This window comes from Thioalkalivibrio sp. ALE12, assembly GCF_000381105.1.
In the GTDB taxonomy this organism is placed as follows: domain Bacteria; phylum Pseudomonadota; class Gammaproteobacteria; order Ectothiorhodospirales; family Ectothiorhodospiraceae; genus Thioalkalivibrio.
The window spans coordinates 41564-60260 of sequence record NZ_KB905909.1; the positions used below are offsets into that span (position 1 = coordinate 41564).

Annotated in this window: 18 protein-coding genes and 1 pseudogene; 12 read left to right on the plus strand and 7 right to left on the minus strand. The window is 69.8% G+C overall.

Features of this window, described 5'->3' with window-relative positions:
* Positions 1–5 precede the first annotated feature (5 nt).
* The gene (locus F614_RS0108960; protein WP_018878135.1) at positions 6–1103 is read right to left on the minus strand and encodes an LLM class flavin-dependent oxidoreductase; all 1098 of its coding nucleotides are present in this window, start codon (positions 1101–1103) and stop codon (positions 6–8) included.
* A gap of 102 nt (positions 1104–1205) precedes the next feature.
* Between F614_RS0108960 and F614_RS0108965 the strand changes: the two genes are divergently transcribed.
* From F614_RS0108965 to hisC, 11 genes are all read left to right on the plus strand, one after another.
* The gene (locus tag F614_RS0108965) at positions 1206–1859 is read left to right on the plus strand and encodes a hypothetical protein (RefSeq protein WP_018876514.1); all 654 of its coding nucleotides are present in this window, start codon (positions 1206–1208) and stop codon (positions 1857–1859) included.
* Between the two features lie 74 nt (positions 1860–1933).
* Positions 1934–2767, plus strand: coding sequence for an ABC transporter ATP-binding protein (locus tag F614_RS0108970; RefSeq protein ID WP_026143123.1), 834 nt, complete (start codon positions 1934–1936; stop codon positions 2765–2767).
* Complete coding sequence (mlaE, locus tag F614_RS0108975; protein WP_018876513.1) at positions 2760–3542, plus strand: lipid asymmetry maintenance ABC transporter permease subunit MlaE; 783 nt, start codon at positions 2760–2762, stop codon at positions 3540–3542. The genes F614_RS0108970 and mlaE overlap by 8 nt, the downstream gene beginning before the upstream one ends.
* A 28-nt stretch (positions 3543–3570) precedes the next feature.
* Positions 3571–4029: an outer membrane lipid asymmetry maintenance protein MlaD gene (gene mlaD, locus F614_RS0108980; protein ID WP_017942739.1), complete on the plus strand. Its 459-nt coding sequence runs from the start codon at positions 3571–3573 to the stop codon at positions 4027–4029.
* Between the two features lie 46 nt (positions 4030–4075).
* Complete coding sequence (locus F614_RS0108985) at positions 4076–4720, plus strand: ABC transporter substrate-binding protein (protein WP_018865612.1); 645 nt, start codon at positions 4076–4078, stop codon at positions 4718–4720.
* Entirely contained in the window at positions 4717–5034 is a 318-nt protein-coding gene (locus tag F614_RS0108990) for a lipid asymmetry maintenance protein MlaB (protein WP_018865613.1), read from the plus strand. Before F614_RS0108985 ends, F614_RS0108990 begins: the two co-directional genes overlap by 4 nt.
* Positions 5035–5124: 90 nt before the next feature.
* Positions 5125–6384 (plus strand): UDP-N-acetylglucosamine 1-carboxyvinyltransferase, encoded by a 1260-nt coding sequence (murA, locus tag F614_RS0108995; RefSeq protein ID WP_017942742.1) that lies wholly within the window; start codon positions 5125–5127, stop codon positions 6382–6384.
* Positions 6385–6421: 37 nt separating this feature from the next.
* Positions 6422–7072, plus strand: a complete 651-nt coding sequence (gene hisG, locus F614_RS0109000) for an ATP phosphoribosyltransferase (RefSeq protein ID WP_017942743.1) — start codon at positions 6422–6424, stop codon at positions 7070–7072.
* Positions 7073–7083: 11 nt separating this feature from the next.
* Positions 7084–8151, plus strand: a complete 1068-nt coding sequence (locus F614_RS0109005; RefSeq protein WP_018878139.1) for a 3-deoxy-7-phosphoheptulonate synthase — start codon at positions 7084–7086, stop codon at positions 8149–8151.
* Positions 8152–8188: 37 nt separating this feature from the next.
* A complete protein-coding gene (gene hisD / locus F614_RS0109010; RefSeq protein ID WP_019558742.1) occupies positions 8189–9490 on the plus strand; it encodes a histidinol dehydrogenase in 1302 nt (433 codons plus the stop codon).
* Complete coding sequence (hisC, locus tag F614_RS0109015) at positions 9487–10581, plus strand: histidinol-phosphate transaminase (protein WP_026329840.1); 1095 nt, start codon at positions 9487–9489, stop codon at positions 10579–10581. The genes hisD and hisC overlap by 4 nt, the downstream gene beginning before the upstream one ends.
* A gap of 232 nt (positions 10582–10813) precedes the next feature.
* Here the strand turns inward: hisC and F614_RS0109020 are convergent, their stop codons facing one another.
* From F614_RS0109020 to F614_RS0109045, 6 genes and pseudogenes are all read right to left on the minus strand, one after another.
* Positions 10814–15355, minus strand: a complete 4542-nt coding sequence (locus tag F614_RS0109020; RefSeq protein ID WP_019558744.1) for a DEAD/DEAH box helicase — start codon at positions 15353–15355, stop codon at positions 10814–10816.
* Positions 15356–15373: 18 nt separating this feature from the next.
* Positions 15374–15676, minus strand: a complete 303-nt coding sequence (locus tag F614_RS0109025; RefSeq protein ID WP_018862566.1) for a hypothetical protein — start codon at positions 15674–15676, stop codon at positions 15374–15376.
* A 65-nt stretch (positions 15677–15741) separates the two neighbouring features.
* The gene (locus F614_RS0109030; protein WP_231378044.1) at positions 15742–16875 is read right to left on the minus strand and encodes an alkaline phosphatase family protein; all 1134 of its coding nucleotides are present in this window, start codon (positions 16873–16875) and stop codon (positions 15742–15744) included.
* 82 nt (positions 16876–16957) lie between these two features.
* Entirely contained in the window at positions 16958–17278 is a 321-nt protein-coding gene (locus F614_RS0109035) for a BolA family transcriptional regulator (protein ID WP_017925236.1), read from the minus strand.
* A 112-nt stretch (positions 17279–17390) separates the two neighbouring features.
* A pseudogene (locus F614_RS13980) lies at positions 17391–17689 on the minus strand (type II toxin-antitoxin system RelE/ParE family toxin).
* Positions 17686–17910, minus strand: a complete 225-nt coding sequence (locus F614_RS0109045) for an addiction module protein (protein WP_018138966.1) — start codon at positions 17908–17910, stop codon at positions 17686–17688. Before F614_RS0109045 ends, F614_RS13980 begins: the two are co-directional and overlap by 4 nt.
* A gap of 117 nt (positions 17911–18027) precedes the next feature.
* On the opposite strand from F614_RS0109045, the gene F614_RS0109050 reads away from it, so the two are divergent.
* The gene (locus F614_RS0109050; protein ID WP_018880001.1) at positions 18028–18696 is read left to right on the plus strand and encodes a haloacid dehalogenase type II; all 669 of its coding nucleotides are present in this window, start codon (positions 18028–18030) and stop codon (positions 18694–18696) included.
* The last annotated feature ends 1 nt before the right edge of the window (position 18697 follow it).

Consider the following 18697-nt stretch of genomic DNA (forward strand, 5'->3'; position numbering starts at 1 on the left):
GGCCCTCAGGTCGCGCTGCGGGCGACGGCTGGAGCGGGATCGGCGAACGCGGGCATGACCTCCTCCGCGAAGCAGTCCATGGACTCCTCGGCCAGGGCCTGCGGGACGGCGCCGGCGCCGAAGGCGAGCAGGACCTGGTCGACCCCCGCCTCGCGCAGTCCCTCGATGCGCTCGCGACACTCGGCGGGCGTGCCGACCAGCGTCATGCCCAGCATGTCGAGGATCTTGAGGTTGATCCCGGCCTTGACCAGGTGGCGGAAGCGGCCCAGCGAACGGTAGTAGTCGTAGCCCTCGATTAGGCGTTCCAGCACCGGCAGGGTCTGCTGGAACATGTGGCGGTAGAACCACTCGAACGCAGGCTTGGCCTCGCGCCGGGCGCGTTTGCCGTCCGGCAGGCACAGGACTCCAAGCGTCATGCCGACCCGCGGCGGATGGGCGATATCGGCGCGCGAGGCATCCCAGGCCTCGTGGTACAGGCGGATGTCCTCGCGGATCATCTGCCAGGGCTTGAACGGGCCCGCCAGCGCCCCGATGCCCTGCTCGGCCGCCCAGGTGAAGGACTCCGGGCTGACCGCGGCGGTCCAGATCGGCGGGTGCGGGGCCTGCACCGGGCGCGGCATCACGGGCACGTCGTCCAGGTGATGGAACGGGCCGTCCTGGGTGATGCGGCCGGTCGCGAAGGCCTGGCGCAGCGCGTCCAGCCCGGCATCGACCCGCGCGCGGGACTCGCTCATCTCGGCCCCGAATGTGGCATATTCGCGCGGCGAGAAGCCGCGCCCGATGCCGAGGTCCAGCCGACCGCCGGAGAGCTGGTCCAGCATGCCGACCCGCTGGGCCACCCGCAGCGGGTGGTGGTAGGGCAGGGGCACTACGCCGAGCCCCAGGCGCAGGTGCTCGGTGCGCTGGCTGGCGGCGGCCAGGACCAGGTCCGGCGCGGTGGAGTGCGAGAACTCCGGCATCAGGTGGTGTTCCACCAGCCAGGCGGTGCCGAAGCCCAGACGGTCGGCCCGCTCCCACAGGCGCAGGGTGTTCTCCAGCACCTCCGATTCGGAGGTCTGCAGGAAGTCGGGCACCGAGAGTTCATGGAACAGGTCGAAGCGCATGGCGCAACTGTGCCGCGCGCACGGGGGCGATACAAGCAGACTGCGCGAGGATACGGTTACAACGTGGTGATGGCCGGGCGGTGACGGCACGGAAGGAGAGACATGACGAACGATCAGGAAGCGCTGGCGCTGCAGGCCGCCGGAGTCGCGGGCCCCGGCGAGGACTGGTGGGAAGGCTTCTTCCCGGAGGATCTGCCGCGCGAGTGGCAACTCGAGTATTACACCCACTATCACAGCCGCCTGCTGCTGCCCGCCGCGCTGTGGCTGGAGACCTCGGCCCCCGCGTTCGGCGACTGGGACGAGGCCGTCGCCCCCGCGCTGCGGCTGACGCTCGAGTGGCCGGCGGAGGTTACGCCCGAGTCGGGGGCCGCGCGGGCGCTCGCGCTTGCCGAGGCCGCGGGCCCCTGTCTGCAGGCAGTGGCGCCGGGGCCGATGACGGCGGCGCAGGTCTCGGCGATCCGGGAGGCGCTCGAGGCGGCCGGCCTGGCGCGACTGATGGTCTATGGACCCGGTGAGCCACATACGATCACCCACGCCGAGGCGGCTTTGTTTTATCCCGCCCCGACGGGATCGACGACCGTGGGTGGAGCCTGGCAGATCACCCCCGAGCCGGGCCTGGGCGCGCCGGGCTGGCGTGCGCTGGTGGAGGCCCTGGGTGCGGCCGGCGGAAGCGGCGAGACTCCGGTCTTCCTGCGGGCCCGCCCGGACCGTCTGTCGGACTTTCGGACCATCGCCCAGCTACTGGGAATGGGATGAGCATCTCCCCGTGGGTTTGACGGTCCACCGGCCGGCGGCCAGACTTCCGGGTTCCTTAATGGCGAGGAGCGCGCGTGGCTGACCCGGCAGTGGCAGACAGTCCGCATATCGTGATCGAGAACCTGCGTTTCCGGCGCGGGCGCAAGGTGGTCTTCGACGACTTGTCGATGCGTATCCCGCGCGGGCAGGTGACGACCGTGATGGGCCCCAGCGGCAGCGGCAAGACGACCCTGCTGCGCCTGATCGGCGGACAGCTGCGCCCGGACGCGGGGCGCATCTGGGTGGATGGCCAGGAGGTGGCGAAGCTCTCCACCCGCCGCCTGTACGCCCTGCGCAAGCGCATGGGCATGCTGTTCCAGAGCGGCGCGCTGCTGACCGACCTTTCCGTATTCGAGAACGTCGCCTTCCCGCTGCGCGAGCACACCGATCTGCCGGAGGATGTGCTGCACGCACTGGTGCTGCTGAAGCTGGAGGCGGTGGGTCTGCGCGCGGCGCGCGAGCTGGACCCGGCCTCGCTGTCCGGGGGCATGGCCCGGCGCGTCGCCCTGGCGCGGGCCATCGCGCTGGACCCGGACCTGATCCTCTACGACGAACCGTTCACCGGGCTTGATCCGATCACCATGGGCCAGATCGTCAGCCTGATTCGCCAGACCAACGAGAGCCTGGGGCTCACCAGCGTGCTGGTTTCGCACGATGTGGCGGAGGCCATGGCGATCTCCGACCATGTGGTGCTGATCGCCAATGGCCGGGTGGTGGATGCCGGGCCGCCGGACGAGCTGGAGGCGCGCGCCTCCGACTGGAGCGCGCAGTTCCTGCAGGGCCGCCCGGACGGGCCGGTGCCGTTCCACTATCCGGGCGCGTCCTATCGCGACGACCTGCTGGGGCAGGGGGAGCGCCGCGATGACTGACGCGATTGCCTCGCTGGGCCGGACCACGATCAACGCCCTGGTGGTGTTCGGTCGCGCCTTCGTCTTCCTGATGCGGGTGCTGGCGAGCCTCGATATCGTCATCCGTCGGTTCGGCCTGACACTCGCCCAGGTGTATTCGGTGGGCGTGCGCTCGCTGCTGATCATCATCGTGTCGGGGCTGTTCGTCGGCATGGTGCTCGGGTATCAGGGCTACATCACGCTGGTGAACTTCGGCGCGGCCGAGGCCCTGGGCGGGGTGGTGGCGCTGTCGCTGGTGCGCGAACTGGGGCCGGTGGTCACCGCGCTGCTGTTCGCCGGCCGCGCCGGCTCGGCGCTGACCGCAGAGCTGGGCCTGATGAAGACGACCGAGCAGCTCTCGGCGATGGAGATGATGGCGGTGAATCCCTATCGCCGGATCTTCGCGCCACGCTTTGTCGCCGGGTTCCTCTCCATGCCGCTGCTGGCCGCGATCTTCAGCGCCGTAGGGGTGATGGGTGGCTATATCGTCGGGGTGGGGCTGCTGGGCGTGGACAGCGGCGCCTATTTCTCGCAGATGCAGTCGGTGACCGACTGGAACGAGGATGTGCTGTCCGGCGTGATCAAGAGCATCGTGTTCGGCTTCGTGGTGACCTGGATCGCGGTGTTCCAGGGCTTCAACGCGCAGCCGACCTCCGAGGGCATCTCGCGCGCGACCACGCAAACGGTGGTGGTCGCGTCGCTGGCGGTGCTGGGCCTCGATTTCATCCTGACCGGGCTGATGTTCGGCGCGGGTTGACCAACCAGTATTTCCCTAGGGTGGCAATATGAAGGTACGTTTCTTCGAACTGGCAGTGGGTGTCTTCGTACTGCTGGGCATCGGGGCGCTGTTCTACCTGGCGGTCCAGGTCAGCAACGTGACCGACTACCACGACCGCGACACCTACACGGTGACTGGCTACTTCGACAACATCGGCGGGCTCAAGACCCGGGCCCCGGTCACGGTCTCGGGTGTGCGCATCGGCCGGGTCGCGGATATCCGCTACGATCCGGAGCGCTTCCGCGCCGAGGTGACCCTCGCCATCCGCTCGGAGCACGACTATCTGCCGATGGATACGCAGGCGGCCATCCATACCGCGGGGCTGCTGGGCGAGCAGTACATCGCCCTGGAGCCGGGCGGCGACTACGAAACCCTGCAGGACGGCGACGAGCTGATGTTTACCCAGTCGGCCCTGGTGCTGGAGAACCTCATTGGTCGTTTCATGACCAACATGGGTAGTGACTGATTCGCCCAAACCCGGAGCAAGAGACATGACACGGTTGCGTGACTATATGTGGAGCCTGCCGCTGGGGCTGATGGTCCTGCTGCTGGCGGCGCCGGCCCAGGCCGACAATCCCGCCGAGATCATCCAGCAGTCCATCGACGCGGTGTACGAGGAGCTGCGCGCCAACGAGTCGCGTGCGCAGGAGGATCCCGACTTCGTGATCGGTGTCATCGAGGACAAGATCCTGCCGGGCGTGGACGTCAATGGCATGGCCCGGCTGGTCCTGGCGCGCCACTGGCGGGATGCCAGCAGCGAGCAGCAAAGCCGGTTTACCGAGGCCTTCAAGAACACGCTGCTGCAGGCCTACGGGGTGCAACTGGCCGACCATCTGGACAAGGATGTGCGCGTGATCGAGCGCCGCTCGCGCCAGGACGAGCGCATGGCGGTGGTGGCCACCGAGGTGGTGATGGGATCCGGCCAGTCGAACATCCAGGTGAACTACCGGCTGCGCCCGGTGAACGGCGAATGGAAGGTCTTCGATGTCGAGGCCGAGGGGCTCAGCTTCGTGGGCAACTTCCGCACCCGATTCAACGAGGAGATCAACCGCGACGGTCTGGACGCCCTGATCGAGCGCCTGGAAGACGGGGACGAGAGTCTGGTCGAGGACGCGGTGGGCGATGCCATCCAGGACAACGGGGCCGGCAACCCGTGAGCGATGCACAGATCCGGGCCGATGACGGTGGCCTGGTCGTCAGTGGGCCGCTGACCTTCGCCACTGTCTCCGGGCTGGAGGCCCGGGCGCGCGGGCTGATGGCGCACCTGCCGGAGCATGCACGGGTGGATCTGTCCCGGGCCGGACGCATCGACAGCGCCGGCGTGGCCTTCCTCGTCATCCTCTGGCGCCGGGCACGGGAGCAGGGCCGCACGCTGGTCTTCGAACCCCTGCCCGACGGGCTCCGGCCGTTGCTGGGGTTGTATGACCTGGAGGCGATCATTACCGACTCCGCGGCCCGTTCCGTGGCCTGACCCGGGTGAACGGGCGAGTGCCGCGCGGATTCGTTATCATGGCGCGTTTCGCCGGGCCATGATCGGTCCGGCGGTGAATCCGGGCACCCCATGGACAAGCTGATCATCACCGGAGGCGGCCGACTCGAGGGTCAGGTCTGGATCTCCGGGGCCAAGAACGCCGTGTTGCCGATCCTGTCCGCCACCCTGCTGGCGGACGGGCCGATGACCATTGGCAACGTCCCGCACCTGCAGGACGTCACCACGACCATGGAGCTGCTCGGGCGCATGGGCGTAAGCCTGACGGTCAACGAGCGCATGCGCATCGAGGTCGACCCGACCACGCTGACCCAGTGCGTGGCGCCGTACGATCTGGTGAAGACCATGCGCGCCTCCATCCTGGTGCTGGGGCCGTTGCTGGCGCGCTTCGGCGAGGCCGAGGTGTCGCTCCCGGGTGGCTGTGCGATTGGCTCGCGGCCGGTGAATCTGCACCTGCGTGGCCTCGAGGCCCTGGGCGCCGAAATCGATGTCGACGGCGGCTACATCCATGCGCGCGCGGATCGCCTGAAGGGCGCGCGGGTGGTGTTCGACCAGGTCACCGTGACCGGTACCGAGAACCTGCTGATGGCCGCGACCCTGGCCGAGGGCGAGACTCTGATCGAGAACGCCGCGCGCGAGCCGGAAGTGATCGATCTGGCGGACTGCCTGACGGCGATGGGGGCGAAGATCCAGGGCGCCGGCACCGACACCATCCGGGTGCAGGGTGTGGAACGCCTGCACGGCTGCGAATACGACGTGATGCCGGACCGGATCGAGACTGGCACGTTCCTGGTCGCGGCGGCCGTGACCCGCGGGCGCGTGCGCTGCCGCAATACCCGCCCGGAGTTGCTGGACGCGGTCCTGGCCAAGCTGGTCGAGGCCGGTGCCCGCGTGGATACCGGGCCCGACTGGATCGAACTGGACATGGAAGGCCGCCGGCCGAAGGCGGTGAACCTGCGTACCGCGCCGTTCCCGGCCTTCCCGACCGACATGCAGGCCCAGATGATGGTGCTGAACACGGTCGCCGAGGGCACCGGCTCGGTGGTGGAGACGGTCTTCGAGAACCGCTTCATGCACGCGCTGGAGCTGCAACGCATGGGCGCGCACATCACGATCGAGGGCAATACCGCGATCGTCGAGGGTGTGGAACGGCTGGTCGGCGCGCCGGTGATGGCGACCGACCTGCGGGCCTCGGCCAGCCTGATCATCGCCGGCCTGGTGGCCGAGGGCGAGACCGAGGTGGACCGCATCTACCATATCGACCGCGGCTACGAGTGCATCGAGGAAAAACTGAGCCAGATCGGCGCGACCATCCGTCGCGAGCCGGTCTGATACGCGACTCACACGGAACCGGACGAACGCCTGACCCATGATGGATCCCAACGCCCTGACCATCGCCCTGTCCAAGGGCCGTATCCTCAAGGACACCCTGCCGCTGCTGGCCAGCGCCGGGATTGAACTGCTGGAGGATCCGGACAAGACGCGCAAGCTGATCCTCGACACCAACCGCGAGGACGTGAAGATCGTGGTGGTGCGCGCGACCGACGTGCCCACCTATGTGCAGCACGGCGCGGCATCCATTGGCGTGGCCGGCAAGGATGTCCTGATGGAGCACGGGGCCGCGGGGCTGTACGAGCCGCTGGACCTGCATATCGCCCAGTGTCGCCTGATGCTGGCCGGGCGCCCGGGCCAGCAGCCGGACCCGCAGCAGCGCCTGCGCATCGCCACCAAGTTCGTGAACATCACGCAGAACTATTTCGCCCAGCAGGGCCGTCAGGTCGAGATCATCAAGCTCTACGGCTCGATGGAACTGGCGCCGCTGGTCGGTCTGGCCGACTACATCGTGGACCTGGTCGATACCGGGAACACCCTCAAGGCCAATGGCCTGGAGCCGCTGGAACTGATTACCCCTATCAGTTCCCGGTTGATCGTGAACCAGGCAGCCATGAAGATGCGACATAGAACCATTCAAAATCTCATCGAGGGCCTGCGGGAGGCCGTCACGCCCGCGACGACGTAACCGAGAACACCATGACCGCCGATACCGACGACCTCCGAATCCGCGAAATCCAGGAGGTGTCCGCCCCGGACACCGTCCGCGAGGAGCTGCCGATCACCGATGCGGCCGCCGACACCGTGTTCGAGGCACGCCAGGCCTGCCATCGCATCCTGCACGGCGAGGACGATCGCCTGCAGGTGATCGTCGGCCCCTGCTCGATCCACGACGTGGATGCCGCGCTGGACTATGCCGATCACCTGAAGACCCTGCGCGAGGAACTCTCCGATGCCCTGCACATCGTGATGCGGGTGTATTTCGAGAAGCCGCGCACCACGGTCGGCTGGAAGGGCCTGATCAACGACCCGGACCTGGACGGCAGCTTCCACATCAACAAGGGCCTGCGCGTGGCGCGCGGGCTGCTGCGCGATCTGGCGGTCAAGGGCATGCCGGCGGCTACCGAATACCTCGACCTGATCAGCCCGCAGTACATCGCGGACCTGGTCGCCTGGGGCGCGATCGGCGCTCGCACCACCGAGAGCCAGGTGCACCGCGAACTGGCCTCCGGCCTGTCCTGCCCGGTGGGCTTCAAGAACTCCACCGACGGCAGCCTGCGGGTGGCGATCGACGCGATCCGCTCCGCCTCGCGCCCGCACCACTTCCTGTCGGTGACCAAGGCCGGTCGCTCGGCGATCTTTTCCACCACCGGCAACGACGACTGTCACATCATCCTGCGCGGCGGCAAGCAGCCGAACTACGATGCCGAGAGCATCGAACAGGCCTGCAAGGAGCTGCGCATGGCCGAGCTGCCGGAGATGGTGATGGTCGACTGCAGCCACGCGAACAGCCGCAAGGACCCGCAACAGCAGGTCGAGGTGGCACGGGTGCTGGGCGAACAGATCGCCGGCGGTGACCGACGCATCATGGGTGTGATGCTGGAGAGCCACCTGACCGGCGGCCGCCAGGACATCCTGCCCGGCAAGCCGCTGAAATACGGCCAGAGCATTACCGATGCCTGCATGGGCTGGGACGACAGCGAGGCCACCCTGCGCCTGCTGGCCGAGGCCGTGCGGGCCCGCCGCAAGACGCCCGTGCCTGCCTGACAAGACGTCCGTGCCCGTCTGAACCGAGGAATACGCCATGCCCTCCATTGCCCGACTCGATACCCAGCAGCCCGATTTCGACCAGGCCCTGGAGCACCTGCTGTCCTGGGAGTCCGTTGCCGACACCGGCGTACGCGATGCGGTGGACGAGATCCTGGGGGCCGTGCGCGCCGAGGGTGACGCGGCCGTGCTGCGCTACACCGCCAAATTCGATCGCCTCGATCGCCCTGCGGTCGCGGACCTGGAGATCCCGCACGAGCGCCTGCGGGCCGCGTTGGAGTCGATCCCGCCGGAGCAGCGCTCGGCATTGGAGACCGCCGCCGCGCGCATCCGCCAGTACGCCGAACACCAGAAGATGCAGGACTGGGACTTCACCGACGAAGACGGCACGGTCCTCGGTCAGCGCGTGACCGCGCTGGATTCCGTCGGCCTTTATGTGCCCGGTGGCAAGGCGGCCTACCCGTCCTCCGTGCTGATGAACGCGGTCCCGGCGAAGGTCGCCGGCGTCGAGCTGCTGGTGATGGTCGTGCCCGCCCCGGGCGGCGAATTGAACGATCTGGTGCTGGCCGCCGCCGCCGTGGCCGGGGTGGATCGCGTGTTCACCGTGGGCGGTGCCCAGGCCGTGGCGGCCTTGGCCTATGGCACCGATACCATCCCGGCGGTGGACAAGATCGTCGGCCCCGGCAACATCTTCGTGGCGGCGGCCAAGCGCGAGGTGTTCGGCACGGTCGGCATCGACATGATCGCCGGCCCGTCGGAGATCCTGGTGGTCTGCGACGGCGAGACCGACCCGGACTGGATCGCGGCCGACCTGTTCTCGCAGGCCGAGCATGACGAACAGGCCCAGTCCATCCTGCTGTCCTGGGACGCGGCCTTCCTCGACCGCGTCGCCGAGGCCATGGACCGCCTGCTGGCCGAGATGCCGCGCGCCGAGATCATCCGCACCAGCCTCGACAAGCGCGGGGCGCTGGTGAAGGTACGCGACTCGGCCGAGGCCGTTGCCGTTGCCAACCGCATCGCCCCGGAACACCTGGAGCTGTCCGTGGCCGATCCGCAGGCCATGCTGGACGCCGGCCTGCGTCACGCCGGCGCGATCTTCATGGGCCGCTACACCTCCGAGGCCCTGGGCGACTACTGCGCCGGGCCCAACCACGTGTTGCCGACCTCGCGTACCGCGCGCTTCTCCTCGCCGCTGGGGGTGTACGACTTCCAGAAGCGCTCCAGCATCATCCACTGCTCGGCCGCGGGCGCGGCGAAGCTCGGCACGACCGCCGCCGCGCTGGCGCACGGCGAGGGCCTGACCGCGCACGCGCGTTCCGCCGAACTGCGCAGTCGATGACCGCACGCTCGACACGAACCCCGGACGCCCTGATGCGCCCGGAGGTCTTGGCGCAGCCGGCCTATCAGGTGGCCGATGCCACCGGCCTGATCAAGCTGGACGCGATGGAGAACCCGCACCCCTGGCCCGGCGCGCTGGAAGACGCCTGGCTGGAGGCCCTGCGCGACCCGCAACTGAATCGCTACCCGGATGCCCAGGCGCTGGGCCTGGCCGGGCAGGTGCGCGCCGCCCACGGCGTGCCCGAGGCCGCCGGGCTGATGTTCGGCAACGGCTCCGACGAGCTAATCCAGATCCTGATCACGGCGATCGCCGGGTCTGGTCGACCGGTGCTGGCGCCCGAACCGACCTTCGTGATGTACGGCGTGCTGGCCCGGGCGCTGGGCGTACCGTTCGTTGGTGTGCCCCTGAACGCGGACTTCACCCTGGACCTTGCGGCGATGCGCGCGGCGATGGCCGAGCACAACCCGGCCGTGGTGTTCCTGGCCTACCCCAACAACCCCACCGGGACGCTGGACAACGCCGCGACGGTGGAGGCGGTCGTCGACGCGAATCCGGGGGTTACCGTGGTCGATGAGGCCTATGCCCCGTTCGCCGCTCACAGCTTCCTCGCGCGGGTCGGCGCGGATGACGGCCTGATGGTGATGCGCACGGTCTCCAAGCTGGGGCTGGCCGGCGCTCGGCTCGGCTATCTGGCCGGCACCCCGGCCTGGATCGACGCGCTGGACCGGCTGCGTCTGCCGTACAACATCAACACCCTGACCCAGCGCTCCGTCGCCTTCGCCCTGGAGCATCGCGAGGCACTGGATGCCCAGGCGCGGGGGATCATCGAGGAACGTGGCCGTCTGTCGAACGCACTCGCGGCGATTGACGGCATCGAATACGTGTTCCCGAGCCAGGCGAACTTCATCCTGTTCCGGGTGCGCGAGGGACACGGGCATGCGACCTTCGCGGCCCTGCGAGACGCCGGCATCCTGATCAAGGACGTCGGCCGCGCGCATCCCCTGCTCGCCGACTGCCTGCGCGTCACCGTCGGCCGCCCCGACGAAAACGACGCCTTCCTCGCCGCGCTGGGGCAGGCCCTCTCCACCTGACACTTTCCGGGTCGCACCACCGTGGGCAGGGGCTTCGCCTGCGAGCAGGCTCCTACTGGCTGGGGGGCATGTGAATGCCGCCCTGCGGCGGGATGCCGCCCAATCGGCCACACCCCCGAAGCTCTCCTTCCAGCCTTCTCGTCTTCCTGTTAACCGCGACCCGAACTTCTCCGTGTCCTCTGTGCCCTCTTTGGTGAAAAGCCCTTCCCGGCCCTTCACGCTGCCAGGTGGGTTAGCGGCGGCCGGCGGGTGGCTCCAGGCGCAGGCCGCGGACCTCGCCCAGCGCACCGCCGGCGCGCAGGGCGGGGGCGAACGGCGACTGGCGCGCCGGTTCGCCGTTGATGCTCTCGATGGTCACGCCGCGGCGCTTCGGCAGCCAGCGGCTCCCGGCGAGCTGGCGGATCGCCTCGGTGACGAGGGCCGCGTGGGCCTCGCCGGTGTCGATGCCGGGGATGGTCTCCCAGACGAACAGCTGGCGGCCGGAGGCGGCCAGGTACAGCAGCGGCTGGCCCCCTGCCAGTGCGACCAGCGCCCCGGCGACGCGGCGCAGGCGGCCCTCGGCCGCTTCCGGCGGCTGCGGCCAGGGCAGGAGCTGGCCCCAGGGGCTGGCGGGGTCGACGCTCGCCAGCCACTGCGGTTCGGGGGTGTCGTCGGCCGCGCGTTCCAGGGCGCGCAGGCGGTCCACTGCGCCGGCGCGGGCGAACTGCGCGCCGGTCAGGCCCTCGACGAAGTGGCCGCGGCGCAGCTTGCCGGCGTCCTCCATCGCGCGGTAGACGGGATACACGCGCCCGAAGCCGCCCGGCAGGCCCTCTCCGCGGGCCATCTCGCGGCTGACCACGCCGTACCGGGCCAGCAGGTTTTCGGCCTGTTCGCGGGCGCGTTCGGTCAGCGACACGCCGGGGTCGATCAGCTCGGCGACCCGTGACCAGCGCCCACCGGCCAGACCCTGTCCCGGTCGCCGTCGGCCACGCGCGGACGTCTTGCGCTGGCCCAGGCTGCGCAGTGGCGCGAAGGTGTCGTTGGTGATCTGCCCGGCCCAGACCAGGTCCCAGATCGCGGCCTCGATCGCGTCCTGGCGGGCGTCCGGCTGTGCGCTGAGGGCCGCGCGTTCCAGCTCCAGGTAGAAGCAGGCGCCGCGCCGGTCCAGGGCCTCGAGGATCGCCTGCGCCAGCGGCTCGTCGCTGGCCGGGGTATCCGCGGCATCGGCCTCCGGCTCCAGCAGCACCATCGCTTGTTCGCGGCGCAGGAAGCGGACGCGCCCGTCGCGCTGGCCCAGCGCACCACTGCCCACCCAGACGAACTCCCCGGAGGCGGTGATGCGGTCGAGCGCATCCAGCGAGAAGTCGCGCACCCGCATCGGCAGTACGTGGGCGGTCCAGGCGGACCAGGGCAGGGCGATGCCCTCCAGTTGCGTCAGCGTGTCGCGCAGGGCGCCGGCTCCGCGGCCGGGCTCGGTCAGGCCCTGCCAGGCGGGCAGGAAGCGGCCGAGCGCACGGGCATCCACTGCGGCCGCCTCGTCGCGCAGCCGCGCCAGGGTGCGGCGCTTCAGCCGCCGCAGGATGTCCAGTTCGCACCAGTCCTCGCCCGTGCCCTGAGGGCGGATCTCGCCGCGCAGCAGCACGCCGGCACGTTCCAGGCTCTCGAGCGCCGGCAGCAGGGCGCCCGGCGCGAGGCCATAGCGTGCGCCCAGGTCCTCGACGCGGAACGGGCCGCGGGTGCGGGCGTAGCGGCGCAGCAGCTGTTCCAGCGGACGCTGCGGCGGTTCCAGGAAAGCGGCAGGCAGGCCGGGCGGGGGCACCACGCCAAGGGCATCGCGGTACAGCGCGGCGTCCTCGGAGGCGATCCAGCGCGGCGCGCCGGCGATGCGTACCTCCACCGCGCGCAGGGATCGGGTGAGCTGTTCCAGCCACGGCCCCGGCGCCTCGGCGCAGGCGGCCGCGACCTCGTCCGGGGTCAGGTCCCCGCGCCGGCGCAGCAGGTCGTGCAGGGCGTCGGCGTCGGGCACCCGGGTCGTCTCGGTGGCGTGCGCCAGCTCGGCCTCCAGCTCGGCCAGGGCCGCGGGGTCGATCAGCTCGCGCAGTTCGGCCTGGCCCAGCAGTTCGGCCAGCATGCCGCGGTCGAGCGTCAGCGCCTGGGCCTTGCGCTCGGCCATCGGCGCGTCCTGCTCGTAGATGTAGGCCGCGACATAGGCGAACACCAGGCTGCGGGCGAACGGCGAGGCCTGCGGCGTCTCCACCTCGTGCACGCGGATGCGCCGCTCCTGCACACCGCGCAGGATCTGGCGAAGCGCGTCCAGATCGAATACGTCGGCCAGCACCTGGCGGTAGGTCTCCAGCACCACCGGGAAGCTCGCGTACTCGCGCACTGAGGCCAGCAGCTGCTGCGACTTCAGGCGCTGCGCCCACAGCGGGGTGCGCTGGCCGGGGCGGTTGCGCACCAGCAGCAGGGCGCGCGCCGCGTTCTCGCGAAAGGCGCTGGCGAACAGGGTGGAGTGGCCCAGCTCGCGGGTGACCGCCTCCTCCAGCTCCTCCGGGTCGGGGAACAAGGCGTCCAGCTCGGGCAGGTCCTCGCTGTCGGCCAGGCGCAGCACGATGCCGTCGTCGGTGTACATCACCTGCACCTCGAAGCCGGAGCGGCTGGTCAGTGCGCCCTGCAGGGCCAGCGCCCAGGGGGCGTGCACGCGCGCGCCGAACGGGGTCAGGATGCAGACGCGCCAGTCGCCGACCTCGTCGCGGAAGCGCTCGACCACAATGCGCTGGTCGGATGGCAGCTGCCCGGTGGCCTCGCGCTGCTCGTCGATGTAGTCGCAGAGGGCCTCCACCGCCGCCTCCGACAGTGGCGCGTGTTCCCTGAGCCAGGCCGTGCGCTCGGCGCGGCCCATGCGTGCCAGCCGCTCGGTGGCGGCGCCGATGGCCTGCCCGAGCTGGATCGGGCGGCCGGGGCCGTCGCCATGCCAGAACGGGAGCTTGCCGACCTCGCCGGGGGCGGGGGAGACCAGCACGCGGTCGCGGGTGATCGCCTCCACATGCCAGGTGCTGGCGCCCAGGGTCACGTTCTCGCCGGTCTTCAGCTCGAACACCATCTCCTCGTCCAGTTCGCCGATGCGCGGCCCGCCCTCGCCGACGTGCACGCCGTACAGCCCGCGGTCCGGGATGGTCCCGGCGTTCAGGCGCGCGGCGAGAGCCGCTCCCCGGCGCGGGGTCAGCTCGTCGCGGGCGCGGTCCCAGGCGAGCCAGGGGCGCAGGTCGGCAAAGTCGGTGCTGGGATAATGGCCGGAGAGCATGTCCAGCGTGGCCTCGAGCAGCGGCCGTGACAGCTCGCGCCAGGGCGCGGCGCGGCGGACCAGCGCATGCAGCTCGTCCACCGTGCGCGGGCGTTCGCAGACCATCGCGACGAGCTGCTGGGCCAGCACGTCCAGCGGGTTGTGCGGGGCGTGGATCGGTTCCAGCGCGCCGGCCTGCATGCGCTCGCCGATCACCGCGCATTCGAGCAGGTCGCCGCGAAAGCGCGGCAGCAGCAGCGAGCGCGAGACCTGGCCCACGCCGTGCCCGGCACGCCCGGCGCGCTGCAGCCCGCGCGCGACCGCGCCGGGGGATTCGACCATGATCACCAGGTCCACCGCGCCCATGTCGATGCCCAGCTCCAGCGAGCTGGTCGCGACGATGCCGCGCAGGCGCCCGGTCTTCAGCCGGCCCTCGATCTCGGCGCGGCGCTCGTGGGACACGCTGCCGTGGTGGGCGGCGACCAGGTCCTCCACCGGTTCGGCATCCTCCGGCTGTTGTTCGCGCCAGGCCTCGTTGATGCGCTGGACCAGGCGCTCGCACAGCCCGCGGCTGTTCACGAACACGATGGTGGAGCGGTGCTCCAGGATCGCGGCCAGCAGGCGCGGCTCCAGGCGTGCGGCGCGGTCGCCGCCAGCGGTGGGGAGCTGCCCGGTGCCCTGGCCGTAGACCGCGCCGAGGATGGAGCCGGACGGGATCGGGCCGGCTGAGGGGCTCGTCGTATCCGGGCCCTCGACGGTGGCGGGTGCGTGCTCGGCGGGTGGTTCCTCGGGGGCGAGGATCTCCAAGTCGAGGCGCGGTGGCTCGGCGGCGTCGATCACCTCCACCTCGCGATCACCGCCGAGGAAGCCGCGCGCCACCTCCACCGGGTGCACGGTGGCGGACAGCCCGATGCGCTGGGGGTCCTCGCCGCAGCGCTCGGCCAGGCGTTCCAGCGACAGGGCGAGATGCGCGCCGCGCTTGTTGCCGGCCAGCGCATGTACCTCGTCGATGATCACCGTGTGCACTGACTCGAGGTTCTCGGCGGCCTTCGAGCCCAGCAGCAGGTACAGCGACTCGGGGGTGGTCACCAGGATGTCGCCGGGTTCGCGGGCCTGGGCGCGACGCTCGGCCTGCGGGGTGTCGCCGGTGCGGATGTGTACCACCGGCTCGCTTGCGCTCTCGCCTACGGTCTGGCCCAGACGCGCGGCGGTCTGCGCGATGCCGGTCAGCGGGGCGCGCAGGTTGCGTTCGATGTCGGTGGCCAGCGCCTTCAGCGGCGAGATGTACAGCACCGAGTAGCCGTGACGGGCATCCGGTGCGGGCTCGCCGGTCAGGCGGTCAATGGCGCTGAGGAACGCGGCGAGGGTCTTGCCGCTGCCGGTGGGGGCGATCAGCAGGCAGTGGTGGCCGGCCCGGATCGCGGGCCAGCCGCGCGACTGGATCGCGGTCGCCTGCCCGAAGGCCTCGCCGAACCAGGTATCGGTCGCGGGGCGAAAGGGCGTGACCGGCATCGGTTCGGGCGTAGCGGGTCAGGCGTGGCCGACGGTGGTGTCGGTGGTGGCGTGGAAGTAGTCGCTGTCGCGCGCCAGCTCGTCGATCAGCTCGTGCAGCATGGCCAGACGGCTCTCGGCGTCCGCGAACGGGGCGCAGTCTTCGCACAACGGATCGCCGCAGGGCTGGCGGCTGTACAGCCAGAAGTGCACGGCACCGGCCAGCAGGCCGTCGGCGACATCGCCGGTTTCAGCGGCCTGGCCGTCATCGGCAAGCCGGTTCGCCAGCTCGATCAGGTGCTGGGCGGCATTGTTGTAGGTCTGGTCGGCGGTGTCGTTCATGGGATCTCGGGACAGTCTTGTTTCAGCCAGCGCCAGCCCGTTTGACCGGCACAGAACCCGGCAGTTTACCGCGACTGGCCGATATTCCGAAGAAACAGGGGAATATGCCGCTCCTCGGGGGACAGTCCGCCGTGGGCGCCGACGAAGAACGGCCCCTCGTCGTCGTCCGGCGGGTCCACCAGGTAGGCGTCCTCCGCGGGCAGCAGCAGGTAGTCGCCGGCGCGTGCCCGCAGCTCGGGGTGCTCACGGTTATGCCCAGGCGGAAGGCCCAGTGTGCCGTGCCCCAGCCAGTCGGCGGCGGGGATTGCGGCCACGTCCTCACCGAAGGCCGCGTGCAGCGCGCGGCGAAACTCCGTATTGAGGCCCTCCCGCACGTGGGCGATGGCGGCACGTGGCTCGCCGGTCAGGCGGTGGCGCAGGCAGGCCTGCACCGCCGGGTGCTCGCGCAGGTCCAGCCGGCGCTCCATGGTGCGCATGCCGTGGTCGGCGGTGGTCAGGAACACGCTCTCCGGGCGCTGGATCTGCGCGCAGGTCGCGGTGTAGGCCAGGTCCAGTTGCTTCAGGTGACGCTCCACCTCCGGGCTCTCCGGGCCGTAGGCGTGGCCCAGGTGGTCGAGCTCCGACCAATAGACGTAGGTGAAATGCGGCCCCGGGGTCGCGTTCACGTGCGCGGCCACCCGCGCCGGCAGTTCGGACAGGTCCTCGAAGCCGATGAACGCGGCGGAGCCGTTCATCATGCGGTTGTACGGTGTGCCGCCGATCCAGTCCGGGCCGATCATGGTCGTGTGGCAGCCGAGCCGGTCGACCAGGCGGTCTGGCTGCACGCGGCCGGTCAGTTCGCGGTAGCCGAGCGTAGCCGCGCGGTCCTCGCCATCGCGTTCCTGGCCCATCAGTACGGTGAGGGTGCGTTCCGCCGCTGCCAGTCGGGTATGCCAGCCCAGCAGTCCGTGCTGCGCGGGGTGGCGGCCGGTGAGGATGCTGGTGATCGCGGTGGCCGTTGTGCTGGGGAACACGGTCTCGAGGTCCGTCACGTAGTCCGCTCCCAGCAGCGGCGTGTGGCGGCGATAGCGGGTGGCGAAGCCGTCGATCAGCCACAGCACGATGTGGCGGTCCGGCCCCAGGTGCTCGGATACGCCCGGCAGCGGCGGGTGGCTGGCCGCCGGGTTCAGGTTGGCCTCAATCTGGCCGAGCAGGTCCATCAGCCCCGGCGCTTCCAGCCGGGCGCGCAGGATGTGGTCGACGGCCGATTCGGGCGCGGGGATCTCGGTTAGCGGCAAGGGATCAGGCCTTGCCGCCGTCGCCACCCATGCAGGGCGGGGAGTCGGCGACCTTGCCGGCGCGCTCGAACCACTGGTCCGGGTCCAGCGTGTGCAGCGCCAGGGCGTGGATGCCGCCGGCCAGCTCGTCGGCCAGGGCCTGGTTCACCAGCCGGTGCCGCGCGATCAGCTTCTGGTCGCGAAAGGCCTCGGACACCACCGTCACCTTGAAATGCGACTCCGAGCCCGGCGGCACGTTGTGCATGTGGCTCTCGTTCACCACCTCCAGATGCTCGGGCGCAAAGCGCTCCTCCAGCTTCCGGGTAATGGTCTCCTGCATGCTCATCGACGACTCCAGTGCTTCGATTGACGGGACATCGCACTCAGTGTGCCGTGTCGTACCCGCATGTCCAGATCCTTGGCCAGCCGCATGGCTGCCGCTGTCTGGGGGGCAGTCATCAGCCTTCCCGTGTGCGTTCCTTCCAGTAATCCGGGTGGCGGTGCAGGTGCATGACCGCGAGAATCAGGATGCCCCGTCCTCTTCTGCGTAGAGAACCCCATACGGAAACCGCTTCACGAATGAGCGCCGCACTTCGCCCTCCAGAACGGTCCAGGCACGCGGGTAGGCGATGGCGCGTTGCACCGCTGCAAACACTTCAACTGCAAAATCGTTCCCGAGGCGGGGCTCGATTTCTTCGTAGTACTGAACGGCCTCGGTGAGTTCTTGCTCCGCTTCCGGGTGAAAGCGAAAACTCATCGTTCAAACCGGCTCCATATCCTCTCGAAGACCTGTTCGCCCGGAATCGCTTCGACTGTGCCCGAGCGGATCTCTTCCAGGCGCTTCCGCGAGACCTCCGCCCATTTGCGGTCCACGCCCGCATCGGGCGGGTTCAGGCTGCGCAGGAGGGAATCGACCACCAGAGCGCGCTCTTCCACGGGCAGGGACTCGGCTTCGTCAATAAGGTCTTTGATCTTCATGTCACCATCTTCCTGGTATCGCTGGGGGCGATGACCGGCGCAAGCGGAATTCTCATACTGGCATCTTGCGGCCGGTAGTGCGAGATGGCGGTTTGGTGGTTACATCCGGGAGGGGCTATGCGGCAGACGCTGGCGTTTGATGTGTACGGGACGCTGATCGATACCCAGGGGGTTACGGCGACGCTCGAAGGGTGGATTGGCGAGCGGGCACCGGTGCTGGCACGTGCCTGGCGCGAGAAGCAGCTGGAGTACACCTTCCGGCGCGGGCTGATGGGGGCGTACGCGGATTTCGATACCTGCACTGAGCAGGCGCTGCGGTACTGCTGCGAGGCACTGGGTATCGCGCTCGAAGCGGAGCAGGAGGCGGAGTTGTTGCGGTGCTACCGAGAGCTCCCGGCCTTCGCCGATGCAGGGCCGGCCCTGGACGAGCTGCGCGCGGACGGACACCGCCTGTTTGCGTTCTCCAACGGGACGGCTGAGACGGTCAGCGGGCTGTTGCGGAACGCCGGCCTGGAGGATCGCTTCGAGGATCTCGTCAGCGTGGACGAGATCGGCTGCTTCAAGCCGGACCCGCGCGTGTACCGGCATTTCCTGCAGAGGGCGAATGTGCTGCCCCAGCAGGCATGGCTGGTTTCAGGCAACCCCTTCGACGTGATCGGTGCGCAGGCTGCGGCCATGCGTACGGTCTGGCTCGACCGGGCGCGGCAGCGGCTGTTCGACCCCTGGGGTGGGGAGCCCACGGCCACCATCGGCAGCCTGGACGAACTGGCCAGGGCACTGCGTTAGC

Excerpts from the sequence above, each read along its gene's own strand:
- F614_RS0108960 (WP_018878135.1), bottom strand. The coding sequence starts at position 1,103 with ATGCGCTTCGACCTGTTCCATGAACTCTCGGTGCCCGACTTCCTGCAG.
- F614_RS0108965 (WP_018876514.1), top strand. The coding sequence starts at position 1,206 with ATGACGAACGATCAGGAAGCGCTGGCGCTGCAGGCCGCCGGAGTCGCG.
- mlaE (WP_018876513.1), top strand. The coding sequence starts at position 2,760 with ATGACTGACGCGATTGCCTCGCTGGGCCGGACCACGATCAACGCCCTG.
- mlaD (WP_017942739.1), top strand. The coding sequence starts at position 3,571 with ATGAAGGTACGTTTCTTCGAACTGGCAGTGGGTGTCTTCGTACTGCTG.
- F614_RS0108985 (WP_018865612.1), top strand. The coding sequence starts at position 4,076 with ATGTGGAGCCTGCCGCTGGGGCTGATGGTCCTGCTGCTGGCGGCGCCG.
- murA (WP_017942742.1), top strand. The coding sequence starts at position 5,125 with ATGGACAAGCTGATCATCACCGGAGGCGGCCGACTCGAGGGTCAGGTC.
- hisG (WP_017942743.1), top strand. The coding sequence starts at position 6,422 with ATGATGGATCCCAACGCCCTGACCATCGCCCTGTCCAAGGGCCGTATC.
- F614_RS0109005 (WP_018878139.1), top strand. The coding sequence starts at position 7,084 with ATGACCGCCGATACCGACGACCTCCGAATCCGCGAAATCCAGGAGGTG.
- hisD (WP_019558742.1), top strand. The coding sequence starts at position 8,189 with ATGCCCTCCATTGCCCGACTCGATACCCAGCAGCCCGATTTCGACCAG.
- hisC (WP_026329840.1), top strand. The coding sequence starts at position 9,487 with ATGACCGCACGCTCGACACGAACCCCGGACGCCCTGATGCGCCCGGAG.
- F614_RS0109020 (WP_019558744.1), bottom strand. The coding sequence starts at position 15,355 with ATGCCGGTCACGCCCTTTCGCCCCGCGACCGATACCTGGTTCGGCGAG.
- F614_RS0109025 (WP_018862566.1), bottom strand. The coding sequence starts at position 15,676 with ATGAACGACACCGCCGACCAGACCTACAACAATGCCGCCCAGCACCTG.
- F614_RS0109030 (WP_231378044.1), bottom strand. The coding sequence starts at position 16,875 with ATGGACCTGCTCGGCCAGATTGAGGCCAACCTGAACCCGGCGGCCAGC.
- F614_RS0109035 (WP_017925236.1), bottom strand. The coding sequence starts at position 17,278 with ATGAGCATGCAGGAGACCATTACCCGGAAGCTGGAGGAGCGCTTTGCG.
- F614_RS0109045 (WP_018138966.1), bottom strand. The coding sequence starts at position 17,910 with ATGAAGATCAAAGACCTTATTGACGAAGCCGAGTCCCTGCCCGTGGAA.
- F614_RS0109050 (WP_018880001.1), top strand. The coding sequence starts at position 18,028 with ATGCGGCAGACGCTGGCGTTTGATGTGTACGGGACGCTGATCGATACC.